At 58.2% G+C, this 14,742-nt stretch carries 16 protein-coding genes; 5 read left to right on the top strand and 11 right to left on the bottom strand.

The window, feature by feature from the left end:
• Positions 1–32: 32 nt before the first annotated feature.
• Positions 33–971, bottom strand: coding sequence for a phenylalanine 4-monooxygenase (gene phhA, locus D6851_RS04775; protein WP_120323733.1), 939 nt, complete (start codon positions 969–971; stop codon positions 33–35).
• 238 nt (positions 972–1,209) lie between these two features.
• Here phhA and D6851_RS04770 point away from each other — a divergent pair, with 238 nt between their 5' ends.
• Positions 1,210–1,584: a nuclear transport factor 2 family protein gene (locus D6851_RS04770; RefSeq protein WP_120323732.1), complete on the top strand. Its 375-nt coding sequence runs from the start codon at positions 1,210–1,212 to the stop codon at positions 1,582–1,584.
• A gap of 99 nt (positions 1,585–1,683) precedes the next feature.
• Here the strand turns inward: D6851_RS04770 and D6851_RS04765 are convergent, their stop codons facing one another.
• Together D6851_RS04765 and D6851_RS04760 are read right to left on the bottom strand one after the other, a co-directional pair.
• Entirely contained in the window at positions 1,684–1,935 is a 252-nt protein-coding gene (locus D6851_RS04765) for a hypothetical protein (protein WP_238473943.1), read from the bottom strand.
• A gap of 181 nt (positions 1,936–2,116) precedes the next feature.
• Positions 2,117–2,428, bottom strand: coding sequence for a hypothetical protein (locus D6851_RS04760; protein WP_120323731.1), 312 nt, complete (start codon positions 2,426–2,428; stop codon positions 2,117–2,119).
• Between the two features lie 149 nt (positions 2,429–2,577).
• On the opposite strand from D6851_RS04760, the gene recQ reads away from it, so the two are divergent.
• From recQ to D6851_RS04745, 3 genes are all read left to right on the top strand, one after another.
• On the top strand, positions 2,578–4,365 hold the full coding sequence (gene recQ / locus D6851_RS04755) for a DNA helicase RecQ (protein ID WP_120323730.1): 1,788 nt from the start codon (positions 2,578–2,580) through the stop codon (positions 4,363–4,365).
• A 67-nt stretch (positions 4,366–4,432) separates the two neighbouring features.
• A complete protein-coding gene (locus tag D6851_RS04750; RefSeq protein ID WP_238473942.1) occupies positions 4,433–5,422 on the top strand; it encodes a right-handed parallel beta-helix repeat-containing protein in 990 nt (329 codons plus the stop codon).
• Positions 5,423–5,504: 82 nt separating this feature from the next.
• Entirely contained in the window at positions 5,505–5,771 is a 267-nt protein-coding gene (locus D6851_RS04745; protein WP_120323729.1) for a DksA/TraR family C4-type zinc finger protein, read from the top strand.
• A 19-nt stretch (positions 5,772–5,790) separates the two neighbouring features.
• On the opposite strand, the gene ribA is transcribed toward D6851_RS04745, so the two are convergent.
• The 8 genes from ribA to pabB form a co-directional block, all read right to left on the bottom strand.
• Positions 5,791–6,852 carry a GTP cyclohydrolase II gene (gene ribA, locus D6851_RS04740; protein WP_238473941.1) on the bottom strand — a complete coding sequence of 354 codons (1,062 nt, stop codon included), beginning with the start codon at positions 6,850–6,852 and terminating at the stop codon, positions 5,791–5,793.
• An 8-nt stretch (positions 6,853–6,860) separates the two neighbouring features.
• A complete protein-coding gene (locus D6851_RS04735) occupies positions 6,861–7,655 on the bottom strand; it encodes an exodeoxyribonuclease III (protein WP_120323727.1) in 795 nt (264 codons plus the stop codon).
• A 261-nt stretch (positions 7,656–7,916) separates the two neighbouring features.
• On the bottom strand, positions 7,917–8,588 hold the full coding sequence (locus D6851_RS04730; protein ID WP_420797089.1) for a LolA family protein: 672 nt from the start codon (positions 8,586–8,588) through the stop codon (positions 7,917–7,919).
• A 77-nt stretch (positions 8,589–8,665) separates the two neighbouring features.
• Positions 8,666–8,833, bottom strand: a complete 168-nt coding sequence (gene rpmG, locus D6851_RS04725) for a 50S ribosomal protein L33 (RefSeq protein ID WP_120323726.1) — start codon at positions 8,831–8,833, stop codon at positions 8,666–8,668.
• Positions 8,834–8,968: 135 nt separating this feature from the next.
• Positions 8,969–9,373, bottom strand: coding sequence for an alternative ribosome rescue aminoacyl-tRNA hydrolase ArfB (gene arfB / locus D6851_RS04720; protein WP_120323725.1), 405 nt, complete (start codon positions 9,371–9,373; stop codon positions 8,969–8,971).
• Entirely contained in the window at positions 9,366–10,025 is a 660-nt protein-coding gene (locus D6851_RS04715) for an RluA family pseudouridine synthase (protein ID WP_120323724.1), read from the bottom strand. Before D6851_RS04715 ends, arfB begins: the two co-directional genes overlap by 8 nt.
• Positions 10,022–11,209: a pyridoxal phosphate-dependent aminotransferase gene (locus D6851_RS04710; RefSeq protein WP_238473940.1), complete on the bottom strand. Its 1,188-nt coding sequence runs from the start codon at positions 11,207–11,209 to the stop codon at positions 10,022–10,024. Before D6851_RS04710 ends, D6851_RS04715 begins: the two co-directional genes overlap by 4 nt.
• Positions 11,206–13,020 (bottom strand): aminodeoxychorismate synthase component I, encoded by a 1,815-nt coding sequence (gene pabB / locus D6851_RS04705; RefSeq protein ID WP_120323723.1) that lies wholly within the window; start codon positions 13,018–13,020, stop codon positions 11,206–11,208. The genes D6851_RS04710 and pabB overlap by 4 nt, the downstream gene beginning before the upstream one ends.
• A gap of 105 nt (positions 13,021–13,125) precedes the next feature.
• Between pabB and D6851_RS04700 the strand changes: the two genes are divergently transcribed.
• Complete coding sequence (locus D6851_RS04700) at positions 13,126–14,724, top strand: helicase HerA-like domain-containing protein (protein WP_120323722.1); 1,599 nt, start codon at positions 13,126–13,128, stop codon at positions 14,722–14,724.
• Positions 14,725–14,742 lie beyond the last annotated feature (18 nt).

The following is a 14,742-nucleotide window of genomic DNA, read 5'->3' as shown; positions in this document are numbered from 1 at the left end:
CCATCCGTCTGCGCCACTATCGCATCGGGTGCTTATACCGGTGCGGCATCCGATCCGCGCCCGCCGCACAGGTGATATTCCTGCGTCCCGCGATGCAGCACATGGTCGGTATCGATCACCGCACTGTTGGCATAGGTGAAGCCGGGCGGCAGGCTGTCGTAAATATCGCCGAAATCGCGCTCCACCGTCTGATGATATAGATCCGCGAAACTATCGATTACGAAATAGGTCGGCTGCAGATCGTCGATGACATAATCGGTTCGCATCGCGCGATCGACGCTCAGCATCAGCCGGTTGGGCGATTGCGCTTCGAGCGAAAACACCGCTTCGCGCGGGCCGGAGAGAATACCCGCCCCGTAAATGCGCAGCCCCGCTTCTTCCCGGATCAGGCCGAATTCCACCGTATACCAGTATAAGGCCCCGAGCGCCTTCAATCGGTTACGCTGCAAAGCGGTCCACCCCGCTTTGCCATACGCCTGCATATAATCGGCAAACACCGGATCGGTCAGCAAAGGCACATGGCCGAACACGTCGTGAAACACATCCGGCTCCTGCACATAGTCGAATGTTTCGCGGGTACGAATGAAATTGCCCGCCGGGAAACGGCGATTGGCCAGATGCCAGAAAAACACATGATCGGGAATCAGCATCGGTACGGGAACGACCTGCCAGCCGGTCAGCCGCGTCAGCTCCTGCGACAACAGGCCGAATTCGGGCACACCGCCGCGGCCGAGATCGAGCATGTCGAGCCCGGCCATAAAGGCACTGCAGGCCCGGCCCGGCAAAATCTCCATCTGTCGCGCGAACAGGTCGTTCCAGATCGCATCCTCATCGCTGTCATAGCTACGCTGCTGCGGTTCGAGCCAGTCTTCCCCGATATGCGCCGGACGGCGGAGCGGTGCCGTAAACGTGCCCGCCGGGACGACAGGCAGTTCCGTAAAATCGGCAGAAGAAGAGGTTTGCACAGCCATGGTTACGAATGAAACAATACCATTCAAACCATGTGAAAGCAAATCATTGCAAAGGTTCCACAGAGGAAAATCCGGCGAAAGGAAAGACTTAGAGACAGGGATGGCGCGATGGCGAACGACCAGAATCCAATGGAAACCCCAATGGCATAATTTGGTGGAGAAACGCGCCCACGCCGCCCTTCCATAGGAGGACAACCGGCTGTACCGCTTGCGGCAATCGAAAATATGAAGAGTAGCCATGAACCAGAAACAGGACGTACTGAACTGCGAAGAGCGCCTGCGGGCCGCCATGGTGGCGGGCGATGTGGAGACCTTGTCCGAACTGATCGAAGATGATCTCGTCTTCACGGGTCCGATGGGAGATGTAACGACCAAGACGGAGGATCTGGAAGCGCATCGTAGCCGGACCTTGCAGATTCAGCAGCTCGATCTGTTCGAGACAGCGCTCCACCCCGTCCATGGCTTTATCGTCGCCATGACCAAGGCAAAGCTCGAAGCGACATACGATCAGCATCCGGTGTCGGGCATCTTCGCTTATACCCGTCTCTGGCATAAGGGCGCACAGGGATGGCGTGTCGCAGCCGGCCACTGCTCCCGGATCGGCGACCTGTAGACCGGCTTTTTACCGTCCGCTTTCGGCAAAAAAGCTCAAGCGCGCGGCATTGACGGCATCAAAATACCGGCGGGCACTACCGGAATGTGCCCATGCCGTTCAGGCCCCCTCGGGACCTTCGGACACTTCCTGCGGCCTGGCCTGTTGTTCGTCGGGCGCGGGTTCCTGCCCGGGCTCCAGCGCTTCCTCGGGCAATTGTGGCTTTTCCAGCATTTCGGCCGCCTCATCCAGCGCTTTGGCTTCCCCCACAGTAACCCCGCCGGGGCCAGGATCGCTGTCACTTTTCTGGCAGGCGGCGAGGGTCGATGAGAGGGTCATCAGCAGAAGGAAAGGCAGCGAAATTCGGGGCATTTCAGAAACAGTCCTCAGCATATGAACGAAGGATAGGCCGGCATCATAACGGCATCCTCCGCCAGCGGGCAATAATACCGGCAAGGCGCGCAGCCCGAACCGCCTTCCCGGTGCCAGCAAAAAAGCGGGCAGAGCACCCGGCTCCGCCCGCTTTTGCATCACAAGCCATAACGGCCTTGAATTACATATCGTCTTCAGCAGCCTTGGTGGCGGCTTCTGCCGCAGCCGCCGCATCATTGGCAGCTTCTTCGGCATCATTGGCAGCAGCCTGCGTGGCATCGGCAGCATCTTCGGAGGCTTCGGCAGCATCCGTTGCAGCTTCGGCAGCGTCATCCGCGCTCGGCGCTTCCACGCCTTCCGTGCTCATAGCTTCGTCAGCGGGCATTTCGACATTGTCGGCCGTCGCATCGTCCGAGGCGTTGTCCGTGCCGCCACAAGCAGCCAGAGCCAGGGCAAAAGCCGAAGCCATGGCGGTGTAAGCAATCTTCTTCATCGGGTAACCCCTTCATCAATTTCGAATGCAGGGAATCAAATGCTTCCCTGCGCGGCGGGCAAACTAGCCGCGAGACGCCCGGTTGCAAATCGTTAATTATCCCACTGCGAGGTGTTCCCCAAACCCGTGCCTTCTGGCAGGGATACGTCATGGCTGATGACACCACGCTGCTTCCCGACCCGCGCGACACGCTGCAACATGTGTTCGGCTTCCCCGATTTCCGCGGCGTACAACGGCAGGTGGTGGATCGTGTGCTGAACGGGCAGTCCACTCTGGCCGTGATGCCTACCGGGGCAGGCAAATCGCTGACCTATCAGCTCCCCGCGGTGATGCTGGAAGGCACCTGCATCGTGATCTCGCCACTGATCGCATTGATGCACGATCAGCTTCGCTCGGCCCGGGCGAATGGCGTGCGCGCCGCCACGCTGACCAGCGCCGATGCCGACTGGCGCGAAACGATGGATGCTTTTCGCGCCGGCACGCTCGATCTGCTTTATGTCGCGCCCGAAAGGGCGAGCCAGCCGCAATTTCTCGATTTTCTGACCAGTGCCCCGGTGGCACTTTTCGCGATCGACGAGGCGCATTGCGTTTCCGAATGGGGGCATGATTTCCGCCCCGATTATCGCGGGCTGCGCCCCTTGCTGGACAGTTTCCCCGAAGTGCCGCGCCTCGCTCTGACGGCGACTGCCGATCATCATACGCGCGGCGATATTCTCACCCAGCTCGGCATCCCCGAAGACGGGCTGATCGTGGCCGGATTCGACCGGCCCAATATCCGCTACACGATTCGCCACCGCGACAATCCGGTGCGCCAGATTGCCCGGCTGATGGAAGACGAGCCCGGCCCCGGCATCGTCTATGCCCCCACCCGGCGCAAGGTGGAGGATATGGCGGTCAAACTCGCCGCTGCCACAGGGCGCGACGTGCTGCCCTATCATGCCGGTCTGCCGCCCGAGGAACGCGCCGCCAATCAGGCCGCCTTCGTCGCCAGCGAAGATATGGTGATCGTCGCCACGGTGGCCTTCGGCATGGGAATCGACAAGCCCGATGTCCGCTTTGTCGCCCATGCCGGCATCCCCAAATCGATCGAAGCCTATTATCAGGAAACCGGCCGTGCGGGGCGTGACGGCGATCCTTCGCAGGCGGTGATGTTCTGGGGCGCGGAAGATTTCGCCATTGCCCGCCAGCGGCTCGGCGAAATGGGCGATGCCCGCCAGGAAGGCGAGCGCAAAAGGCTCGACGCGCTGGCCGCACTGGTCGAAACGCCTGCCTGCCGCCGCGCGATTCTGCTGCGCCATTTCGGCGAAGATCCGCCTGAACAATGCGGCAATTGCGACAATTGCCTCGCCCCGCCCGAAGTAATCGATGCGACCGAGCTGGCCCGCAAATTGCTGAGCGCGGTCTATCGCACAGGGCAGACTTTCGGTTTCGGCCATATCCAGAAAGTGCTGGTCGGCATGGAGGATGAGCGGGTGCGCCAGCGCGGGCATGACAATCTCAGCGTGTTCGGCATTGTCGAACGCGAAGAAGCGCCTCTGCTGCAACCGCTGGTCCACACGCTGAAAGCCCATGGCGTGCTGGTACAGACCGAACATAACGGGCTGGCGCTGGGCGGTGCTGCGCGGGCCATTCTGCTGGGCGAAAAACCGGTTTCGATTGCCCGGCCTCCGGCCCGCAGCCGCTCGCGCGGAAAGCGAGCCAGTCAGGATGCGAATCCGGTGGGCAATCCGCTGTTCGAAGCGCTGCGCACCCTGCGCCGCGAAATGGCCGAACAGGCCGGTGTGCCGCCTTATGTGATCTTTCACGATGCGGTGCTGCGCGAAATGGCGCTCTCTTCCCCGTCCAGCCTCAGCGAAATGGGCCGGATCAGCGGAGTCGGGCAGAAGAAGCTCGATGCCTATGGCGATGCTTTTCTGGCCGTGATCCGCCAATATTGATTGCTCTGGCGCTCCACCGCCTTATCCTTACGGCATTATTAACCGTTTGGGGGCAGGACGACCGGCCATGGATAGAAACCCTTCCGCAATCGCGGCACGTTTTTCGATGAAACATCTGCCCGGCATTGCGCTGTGTCTGGCCGCAGGGCTTTCCCTGTCCGGCAATGCCGCATGGGCGCAGAGCGGCAACGCGCCTTTCACCCTGGCCGGCACGGGGCAGCATTTCCCTACATTGCAGGCGGCAGTGAAAGCCATCGGCACGGGCAGCGGCACGATTTCGATTGCGCCGGGCACCTATCGCGAATGCGCGGTGCAGGAAGGGGGCGCGATTTCCTATCTCGCCGAAGAGCCGGGCACAGTGATTTTCGACGGCGTCGCCTGCGAAGGTAAAGCCGCGCTGGTATTGCGCGGGCAAAGCGCCGAAGTGTCGGGGCTCACTTTCCGCAATATCGAAGTGCGCGATTATAACGGGGCCGGCATCCGCCTCGAAGGTGGCGATCTGACTGTGGCGGAAAGCTGGTTTCAGAACAGCCAGCAGGGCATTCTGAGCGCTGGCGACCCGACCGGCACCATTGTCATCGACCGCTCGACTTTCACCGGGCTGGGCACCTGCGCGGGACCGGGCGGTTGCGCCCATTCGCTCTATATCGGCGATTACAAATTGCTGCGCGTCACCCGCAGCCGATTCGAGAAAGGGCGCGGCGGCCATTATGTAAAATCCCGGGCCGGGCAGGTGCAGATCGCCAGTTGCAGTTTCGACGATTCGCAGGGGCGGGCGACCAATTACATGATCGATCTGCCAGCCGGGGCGACCGGGCAGATCAGCAATAACTGGTTCGTGCAGGGGCGCGACAAGGAAAATCACTCCGCACTGATCGCCGTGGCGGCCGAGAACCGTCACAATTCTTCCGCCGGGCTGACGATTGTCGGCAATGATGCCCGACTGGCTCCGGGAGTCGGATGGAGCACGGTGTTCGTCGCCAACTGGTCGGACGATCAGCTCGATATGGAAGGCAATGCGCTGAGCAACGGTATCAGGCCCTATGAAAAGCGTTAATGGCCCTCTTCGGGGCCGGTCTGGCCCTGTTAGGGAACGCTCTGGCCCCCTTGTCGATTGATCCTGTGCAAGGAGGTTTCCCATGGCAGGTGGCTGGAGCCGCGATGGCGCGGTGCAGGAACAGATCGACGATACAATCAGCGATGCGGTGCAAAGGGCACGCGCAAACCTTTCAAATCGTGAAGGAAGTTTATATTGCGAGGAATGCGGGGAGGAAATTCCCGAAGCCCGTCGCAAAGCCCTTCCCGGGGCGCGGACCTGCGTTGCCTGTCAGCAGGAACGCGATCGCACCAGCCGGGCATCCTCAGCCTTCAATCGCCGCGGCAGCAAAGACAGTCAGCTACGCTAAAAGACGATTTTTCCTCTTATTAATCAAGCAGATGACCCGCCCGATCACGTTTGGTATCGAGATAATGCGCATTATGCCGATTGGCTGGCAACTGATGCGGAACCCGTTCCACAACCCGCATTCCCGCTCCTTCCAGAGCGGTAACTTTTTCAGGATTGTTGGTCATTAGCCGGATAGCCTCAACCCCCAGTAAATCCAGCATTTTTGCCGCCACCGGAAAGTCTCTTGCCTCTTCCGGCAATCCCAGCCGCCGATTGGCTTCCAGCGTATCGAATCCCTGATCCTGCAAGCGATAGGCGCGCAACTTGTTGATAAGACCGATCCCGCGCCCTTCCTGCCTCAGATAGAGCAACACGCCCCAACCGCCATTTTTCGCAGATTCCTGCGCCATAGCGCGCAAAGCCGCATCGAGTTGCGGCCCGCAATCGCATTTGAGACTGCCCAGAATATCGCCGGTCAGACATTCCGAATGCAACCGCACCAGCGGCGTGGTTTCACCCGAGGGATTCCCCACAATCAGTGCCACATGCTCCCGCATATCATCGGGCGAGCGGAAAGCCACGATTTCCGCATTTTCGCAAGCCTCAACCGGCAGTCGGGCACGTGTTGCGATGGCCAGCGAAGTTGCATCGCGCCAAGCCTCCAGATCGCCTGACTCCACCGGCTGCGCCTCTTCGGCATTGTCCGGTGCGACCAGAAAAGCCGGCAGAATTCCGGCGATTCGGGCCAGTTCCAATGCCGTATCGGCCGCCTGTTGCCAGTCAAGTATCTCCGCCCGGAACGGCCCTTTCAACGGGCTTTCCAGATCGCGTGAAGGATCGGCCACCGGTAAAGCTGCAATCAGCGTAAAGGGCTCTGCACCGCGCAACAGTACCGGCCCTTCATCACGCGCAGCCTCGCGCTGATTGGTCAGCTTCAAGGTCGCTGCACGGCTCGCTCCAAGGAGCATATGCCGGGCCCGCAAATCGTGCCTCGCCGAGGTTTCCACCGGCGCCAGTATGGGAGCGCCCTCAATGGCCAGCGGCCAGCCATGGCGCAAAGCATCCACCGCCTGCGCAACACGGCGGGACGGGGATGGCACGGTCGGAATCAGAGATCAAACTCCGTGGTAATCGGCACGTGATCCGAGGGTTTTTCCCAGTCCCGGGCAGCTTCCAGCACACTATGGCCAACCGCCTGCCCCGCCAGCTCAGGCGAAGCCCACATATGATCGAGCCGCCGCCCCCGGTCGTTTTTCTTCCAGTCCTTGGAGCGATAGCTCCACCAGCTATAATAGCGTTCAGGATCAAGGATATGGTCGCGCCCGATATCGGTCCAGCCATGCGCATCCCTGAAACGCTGCAAAGCTTCCACTTCGATCGGTGTGTGGCTGACTACCTTCAGAAGTTGCTTGTGGCTCCACACATCGCTTTCAAGTGGCGCAATATTGAAATCACCAACAATCATGGTCGGCCGATCGATAGCCTCGGCCCAGCGTGTCATACGCTCCAGAAAATCGAGCTTCTGCCCGAATTTTACATTCACCTCACGATCGGGAACATCACCTCCGGCAGGAATATAGACATTCTCCAGAATCATGCCTTGTCCCGGCCCCAGCAGCTCCACACCAACATGGCGCGCTTCACCGTTATCCTGCCAGTCATGCCGGGAAAATTCCCGAAGGGGAATTCGGCTGACCGTGGCCACTCCGTGATACCCTTTCTGACCGTGAACAGCGTGATAGGTGTATCCCAACTCTTCGAAAGCCTTAAAGGGAAACAGCTCCTCAACCGTCTTGATCTCCTGCAGGCACAGGACATCGGGCGCTTCCTCCCGGAGAAAACGTTCGACGATCGGCATCCGCAAACGTACCGAATTGATGTTCCAGCTCGTGATCTTGACCATGGGAGGGCTTTAGGGGGCGTATAGGAGGGCTGCAAGCTGTCAGGCCCGACCGGATATGGAAAAACCCTCGCCCCGGGGGCATGGGGACGAGGGTTTCTCTTGAGCGTTCGTCACGCTTGCAAGGCGTTTGTCGAAACCGGGGCAACAGGGGGGAAACCCGGTCTTCGCTGCCTTGCCCATTCTGTCTAGGCGTTTATGCCTTTCGGTATTATGAACAAAATCCGCAAGTCGGTTAAGAAACCGGCTGCTGCGACAAGCGGTTCACTTAGGCCGACGGGATGAGGGTCGCGGGTCCTTATATGTGAAAGCGGAATCCTTCACCGACACCCCGTAGCGCTGATTATCGAGGCGTACAGTGGTTCGCTTGTTCTGCGAATCGAGTGCCACCCAGCTTGCCAGCTTGTAGCCACCCGGAGCCGATGAATCGCGAACGAAAATCAACGTAATTGTACCGAATTCAGGCTTTTTCGGATCGCGTACCTGTACACTGATAACATTGGAGTCCCCGGTGGGCTGGACCGTGCCATATTGCCTCACATCGCGTTCCGGGTCGAGCAATGCGCCAAGAGGGGACTTGCTGATCGGCCAGCGTTCGACCTGACGGACATCGTAATCCACCAGTGTGAACACCTTGCCATTCGAAACGATCAGCATGTTGACCGCATCTTCATATTCAAACCGAATCTTGCCCGGCCGTTTGAGCGTCAATTCACCACGTACCACTTGCCCGGACCGGTCAGTCTGGGTGAAATCGGCTTTCATGGTGGAAATTGCGCGCAATGCAGTAACCGCTTTATCGAGCTGCGCATCGTCATTCGCAGCCATAGCAGTATCGGCCGGGGCTACAACAGCAACCGGCAAAGCAAAAGCGAGCAGCCCGGCCATCATGGCACGGGCTGGTTTACGAGCATAAAAAGCGAGTTTGTCTGTCATACGAGTTCCAAAAGCATTACGCCATTGAACCCGCACTGAACCTGCCTGGTTCCTGCGGTTCAGGCAGGAACCCAAGATTACTTGATCTTGGCTTCCTTGAACTCGACATGCTTGCGTACGACCGGGTCATACTTACGGAAAGTAAACTTCTCGGTCTGATTGCGCGGGTTCTTCTTGGTGACGTAAAAGAAGCCGGTGTCAGCAGTGGAGACCAGCTTGATCTTGACAGTTGCGGGCTTCGCCATGGCGTGATCCTAGAATTCTCGAAAAATGGCCCGGCGGGCCGAAACAATAAGGCGGCGCATAGTACGCCGCCCTTCCGGCGCTGCCATTGCGGCAGAGTGAAGTAAAAGTCAAGCCTGTGACGTTATGAAGCGGTTTTACCAGTCCACTTTGCCGCGGTTGGCCTTAACCTGAGAACGCGCTTTCTTGCCTTTGAGGCGCTTCGTCTTGCCAACGCGATTAACCCGACTTTTCTTTCGCGTCCTGGGCTCTTCCTGTGCCTGTTCGATGAGGCGAGCCAGCCTTTCACGAGCATCCTGCCGATTCGCTTCCTGCGTCCGGTAATTGCGCGCAGTCAGCACGATTTCACCACGGGCATTCATGCGGCTGCCAGCGAGCGCTTTCAAACGGTGAAAAACAGGCGGTGATAAACGCAAAGCAAAAACATCGAGCCGCAATTGCACAGCGGTCGCTACCTTGTTCACATTCTGGCCGCCCGGCCCGGAAGAAGCGATGAAGCTCTCTTCGGATAAAGCAACAGCCCGATTGGCCAGATCACTCATCGCTAAAACCAAGATCCCTGAAAGCCTCAGGAAGCGGTGAAAGGGCCTCGATTGCCTCTTTCCCTTCTCGCGGAAGAGAAAGGCGGCTGGCATGAAGCATCATACGACTAGCTTGCGAATCGCGGCCCCCATAAACAGGGTCGCCTAATAGTGGTGCCCCAAGACCAGAAGCTGCATGAACGCGAATTTGATGGGTTCGCCCCGTTTCAGGAAGGAATTCGACGAAAGTACGGCCATTCGCTTCAGCCAGCCGCCGCCAATGGGTGACCGATGGCTTGCCTTTCTTCGCCGGAATGATTCGCCAGCCCTGTTTCGGCGTGCTCACTTTCGATAAGGACAGGGCAATCGTTCCTTCCTCTTCCTCCAGCACGCCGGCAATCACTCCGAGATAGCGCTTGCTGACCAGCTTTTCCTCAAAACTGCGGGCGAACCGTTTCAGGGCCTTGGGGTTACGCGCCAGCAACAAACAACCCGAGGTGTCGGTATCAATTCGATGCACCGCTACCGGTGAACGCTGAAATCCCAGTTTGAGAGAATCGAGATAATCCTCCAGTGACACTTTGCCTGAACGCGGCCGTTCCACAGGCAGACCCGCCGGTTTGTCGATCACCAGCGCTTCAGCATCTTCGAAGAGAATCGGTATAGTACTCACGCCAAAGCCTTTGCGATACGATGCAGGGCTTCGTCCAGCACCGAAACATCTGCAGCAAAACTGATACGGAAACCATTCTTGCCGCCAAAGGCCGATGCAGCGACAACAGCCACACCATGTTCCAGCAGATGAAGGCACAAGGACTGATCGTCCCCAAAACGCTCCATCAGCGGCGTAGCATCGATAAAACAGTAAAAGGCACCGTCGGGCCTTGGCGTGGAAAGTCCCGGAATCATATTGATCGCCGCCACGACATTGTCCCGTCTTTGGCGAAACTGTTGCCGCCACTCAGTGAGGAAGCCCTGAGGCCCGTTAAAAGCAGCAATAGCACCGGCCTGCGCGATTGAGCAGGCATTGCCGGTCGAATTGGATTGCAATCGCCCCATCGCTTCGATGAGCCAGTCCGGCCCGGTGACGACACCAATACGGAATCCGGTCATCGCATGACTTTTGGACACGCCGGAAATTGTGCAGATGCGCGTTGCCAGATCCGGACAAAGTGCCGCCAATGTCTGATGCTGTTCTTCGCTGTAAATCAACGGCGCATAAATATCGTCAGACAGCACCATCATCTGCGGATGGCGGCGCAGAATATCGGCGATGCCGAGCAGCATTTCACGCGGATAAACGGCACCGGTGGGATTGCCGGGCGAATTGAGCAACAGCCATTTCGTACGCGGCGTTATAACGGCTTCGAGATCGCCCGGATCGAACCGAAACTTATGCTGCGCATGGGTTATGAGCGGCACAACGGTACCGCCCGCATAACGCACGATCTGCGGATAGCTCACCCACCAGGGGCATGGCACGATCACTTCATCTCCTTCGCTGACAGTCGCAGCCAGCGCTTCGAAAATGGCCTGTTTTCCTCCCACCGTTACCAGAATACGCGCAGGATCGGCCTCAATTCCAAGATCGCGCCGGTAATGGCGTGCCGCTGCTTCCTTGAGCTTCTGCATCCCGGTGACTGGCGTATAGCGGGTCAATCCGTCATCTAGCGCTTGCTTCGTGGCTTCCACCACATGAGCAGGAGTAGAAAAATCAGGCTCTCCCACCGATAACGAAATAATATCCCGGCCGGCTTCGCGCAGTGCCTGTGCGCGATCGGTCATCGCATTGGTGCCAGATACTTCCATGCGGTTAAGCGCCGGGGAAAGGATATGGGGTACAGTGTGTCCGCTCATGACTGCAACCTTGCCGGCATCAATCCTCGCAATGCATTGCCAAGGAAAAAACCATCGCCCAGATCATCGAGCGTCAATTCAGCTTCTGCAGCCTTACCCTCAGCAATCAGCGCCCGACGCAAAATACCCGATAATAAACCTGACGATGTCGGGGGAGTAAGAAACGTATCGCCTCGTTTCACAAAAATATTGGTGTAGCTGCCTTCAACCACCTGGCCATTCTCACGCACCAGCAGCGCTTCATTGGCATTGGTCAGTTTCGCTACATCGAGCGCCGCCTCATAAAAACTGCGATCACTGGTCTTGTGAGCCAGACGCCAGTCTCCCGCTACCAGTGGATGCGGTAAAGCAACACATTGCATCGTTCCGCTAAACGGAACCGGCAATGGTCCGGTTTGCAAGGTGATAGCACCGCTGCGTGACAGAAGCAGGCGCAACCGGGCCGCCGCGTCCAGTTCAAAACACAGCGCCTGTATCTGATTGCGGGCTTCATGTCTGTCGAAGGAAAAACCAAGTTCCACCGCGCTAGCCTTCATCCGTTCAAGATGAAGCTCCAGCATCGGTATCCCCTCCTGCGGATCGAAGCGCATCGTTTCGATCAGCTCGAAGGAAGGGGCCTGACATTCGGTAGAGGACTGGCGGAGGAAACTGCCCTTGACCAGACATTCGCGCCATTCGGCCATGCCATCGCTATCCGCCACAATCGCTCCGCCGACACCAGCAACCGCATGATGCCGATTATTTTCGCCCGGTGTGAGGCGCACAGTTCGAATGGCAACATTAAAGCGGGCATTCCCGGCGCCATCGATCATACCAATCGCCCCGCAATAGGGCCCACGTGGATCGCATTCCACTTCGTCGATCAGCTCCATAGCGCGGATTTTCGGAGCACCGGTTATCGACCCGCAAGGGAATAAAGCACGGAGCAGCGCAAGCGCATTCTGCCCTTCTGCGAGTTCTGCCGTAATCGTGGAAACCATTTGATGCACAGTGGGATAACTCTCGATCGCGAAAGGACCTTCTACGCTCACACTGCCCGGTATCGCCACACGAGCGAGATCATTGCGCATCAGATCGACAATCATGAGATTTTCTGCCTTGTCCTTCACCGATTGCGCCAGTTCCGCAGCAAAAGCCGCATCCTGCTTCTCATCTGCACCGCGTGGCCGCGTCCCCTTCATCGGGCGAACCGTGACTTGATTCTCCTCCAGCGTGACGAAAAGCTCCGGACTGAAACTAAGCAGCCAGTGCATCCCGTCAAAACACAACGCACCATGGCCTGCATGCGCCGCCGGACGAATTGCAGCATAGATGGCCTGCGGATCGCCGCGCGCCGCTCCTGCTAGCGGGAATGTGAGATTGGCCTGATAAATATCCCCGGCCCGAATAGCCTCCTGCAAGCGCTCGAAAGCAGCGAGATAGGCTCCGGTCGAAATTTGTGGCTCTAACGGCCCGATAGTGGCAGGGCCAGGTTCGGCTCGCGCCGCGAGCCAGGCGGGCACTTGCGCCGCCGGAAGGCGTTCCTCTTTTTCGAAAAGACCGAACCAGACCAGTGGCCCGTCGGCCCCGCTACGTGCAGCAGCCAAAGGCTGAAGGCGAGGTTCCAGTGCCAAACCGGTCTCATAAGCGATATAGCCCGCCAGTGTGCCGCCTGTCTCCTGCCTCGCCGCGTCCGCGCGCGCCAGCACATCCGCCACCTCTTCGGGGCGCCGCGCCACGAATATTTCGCGCGGCGATTCGAAGATATGCGCATCGCCCGCTCCTTCGCTGCGAGCATCATCAAGCAATATAAACGGTTCTCTTGCCACCATTCTCCCCGCCTTAATGACAAATCCGCGCAAGTCTATTGCTTGACCGGTAAGTGATCACTGCGCCAGATCTGTCGAACGATCCCGATAACAGCAAACGGACTCCGTATGGCGCATATCTTTCTCGGCCTTGGAAACAATGGAAAGCAGCAGAATCTCGACCTTTCCCGGGCAAATCGGCATGGATTGATTGCAGGCGCGACCGGAACCGGCAAGACGGTAACACTGCAAGGCCTTGCGGAAAGTTTTTCAGCACAAGGCGTGCCGGTTTTCGTAGCCGATGTGAAAGGCGATCTTGCCGGAATAGCCCTGGCCGGATCTCCCGCCTTCAAACATGCCGACAGTTTGGAAAGCCGTGCTCGCGATCTGAACATGGAAGACTATACCTACAGCGATAATCCGGCAATTTTCTGGGACCTGTATGGTGAACAGGGTCACCCAATCCGCACCACCATTTCAGAGATGGGGCCGTTGCTTCTCGCACGCCTGCTCAACCTTAACGACACACAGGAAGGTGTACTGAATATCGTGTTCCGCTTTGCGGATGAAGAAGGGCTACTTCTGCTCGATCTCGACGATCTGCAGGCCATGCTCGCTTATACTGCGGAAAATACGCAGAATCTGCGTGCACGTTTCGGCAATGTCAGCCGTGCCAGTGTCGGTGCAATTCAGCGGCAATTGTTAAGCCTCGACAGTCAGGGAGGCAGCCAGTTTTTCGGCGAACCGGCGCTTGAGATCAACGATTTCCTGCGATGCGATGAACAGGGTCGTGGCTATATCAATGTACTGGCTGCGGATCGATTGATGCGCAGTCCAAAACTCTACGCCACATTTCTGCTCTGGTTGCTCGCCGAACTGTTCGAAACTCTGCCGGAAGTGGGTGATCCTGAAAAACCGAAACTCGTTTTCTTTTTCGACGAAGCCCATTTGCTGTTCAACGATGCTCCCAAAGTGCTGGAAGACAAGATCGAACAGGTCGTCCGCCTGATCCGTTCCAAAGGTGTTGGGGTCTATTTCGTCACACAGAATCCGGCAGATATACCCGAAGATGTTGCAGGCCAGCTCGGCAATCGGGTGCAGCATGCGCTGCGCGCTTTTACGGTGCGTGACCAGAAAGCCATCAAGACGGCTGCCGAAACCTTCCGTATCAATCCCGATCTGGATGTCGAACAAGCCATAACCGAATTGCGTGTGGGCGAAGCTCTTGTCTCCACTCTGCTTGCAGATGGCGCGCCTTCGATCGTCCAGCGTACCCTGATCAAACCGCCCCGCTCACGGCTCGGTCCGGTGAGTGACAAGGAACGCGCTATCATTCGTTCGGCCTCACCGGTCGCCAATAAATATGATGAAAAAGTGGATCGGGAGAGTGCCGAAGAAGTATTGCTCGCTAAAGCCGCAGATGCCGCTGCCACAGCGGAAGAAGTAGCCGACAAAGGTGAAATTGAAGTCCGCAAGCGGGAACGGCGTCACACAAGCCTATGGGACGGACTGGGGGATAAGGTGGCCAGGGCCGCTGCATCGGCCGCCGCAGCAAGTGCCGGGACGATCCTTGCCAGTAAACTACGGGGTAGAAAATCGCGTTCCAGCCCCACCGCTCGTGCCTCCAGTGCTGCGGCAGGGACAATCGGCAACGAGATCGGCAAGGCTATCGGCATTCCCGGTATCGGCCGTTTCGCTCGCAATCTGATTGGCGGATTGATGCGCTAACCAAAAGTGCATTCCTGC

Origin of the sequence: Altericroceibacterium spongiae (assembly GCF_003610805.1) — a bacterium.
Lineage (GTDB): Bacteria > Pseudomonadota > Alphaproteobacteria > Sphingomonadales > Sphingomonadaceae > Altericroceibacterium > Altericroceibacterium spongiae.
Note: the sequence above shows the minus strand (reverse complement) of the source record. Positions and strands in the feature narration are given on the sequence as shown.

What these genes read in the sequence shown, in the direction of transcription:
- D6851_RS04730 (WP_420797089.1), bottom strand. Translation starts at nt 8,588, where the DNA reads ATGACAGACAAACTCGCTTTTTATGCTCGTAAACCAGCCCGTGCCATG.
- D6851_RS04745 (WP_120323729.1), top strand. Translation starts at nt 5,505, where the DNA reads ATGGCAGGTGGCTGGAGCCGCGATGGCGCGGTGCAGGAACAGATCGAC.
- rpmG (WP_120323726.1), bottom strand. Translation starts at nt 8,833, where the DNA reads ATGGCGAAGCCCGCAACTGTCAAGATCAAGCTGGTCTCCACTGCTGAC.
- D6851_RS04710 (WP_238473940.1), bottom strand. Translation starts at nt 11,209, where the DNA reads ATGAGCGGACACACTGTACCCCATATCCTTTCCCCGGCGCTTAACCGC.
- D6851_RS04750 (WP_238473942.1), top strand. Translation starts at nt 4,433, where the DNA reads ATGGATAGAAACCCTTCCGCAATCGCGGCACGTTTTTCGATGAAACAT.
- phhA (WP_120323733.1), bottom strand. Translation starts at nt 971, where the DNA reads ATGGCTGTGCAAACCTCTTCTTCTGCCGATTTTACGGAACTGCCTGTC.
- D6851_RS04770 (WP_120323732.1), top strand. Translation starts at nt 1,210, where the DNA reads ATGAACCAGAAACAGGACGTACTGAACTGCGAAGAGCGCCTGCGGGCC.
- arfB (WP_120323725.1), bottom strand. Translation starts at nt 9,373, where the DNA reads ATGAGTGATCTGGCCAATCGGGCTGTTGCTTTATCCGAAGAGAGCTTC.
- D6851_RS04760 (WP_120323731.1), bottom strand. Translation starts at nt 2,428, where the DNA reads ATGAAGAAGATTGCTTACACCGCCATGGCTTCGGCTTTTGCCCTGGCT.
- D6851_RS04735 (WP_120323727.1), bottom strand. Translation starts at nt 7,655, where the DNA reads ATGGTCAAGATCACGAGCTGGAACATCAATTCGGTACGTTTGCGGATG.
- D6851_RS04700 (WP_120323722.1), top strand. Translation starts at nt 13,126, where the DNA reads ATGGCGCATATCTTTCTCGGCCTTGGAAACAATGGAAAGCAGCAGAAT.
- recQ (WP_120323730.1), top strand. Translation starts at nt 2,578, where the DNA reads ATGGCTGATGACACCACGCTGCTTCCCGACCCGCGCGACACGCTGCAA.
- pabB (WP_120323723.1), bottom strand. Translation starts at nt 13,020, where the DNA reads ATGGTGGCAAGAGAACCGTTTATATTGCTTGATGATGCTCGCAGCGAA.
- D6851_RS04765 (WP_238473943.1), bottom strand. Translation starts at nt 1,935, where the DNA reads ATGCCCCGAATTTCGCTGCCTTTCCTTCTGCTGATGACCCTCTCATCG.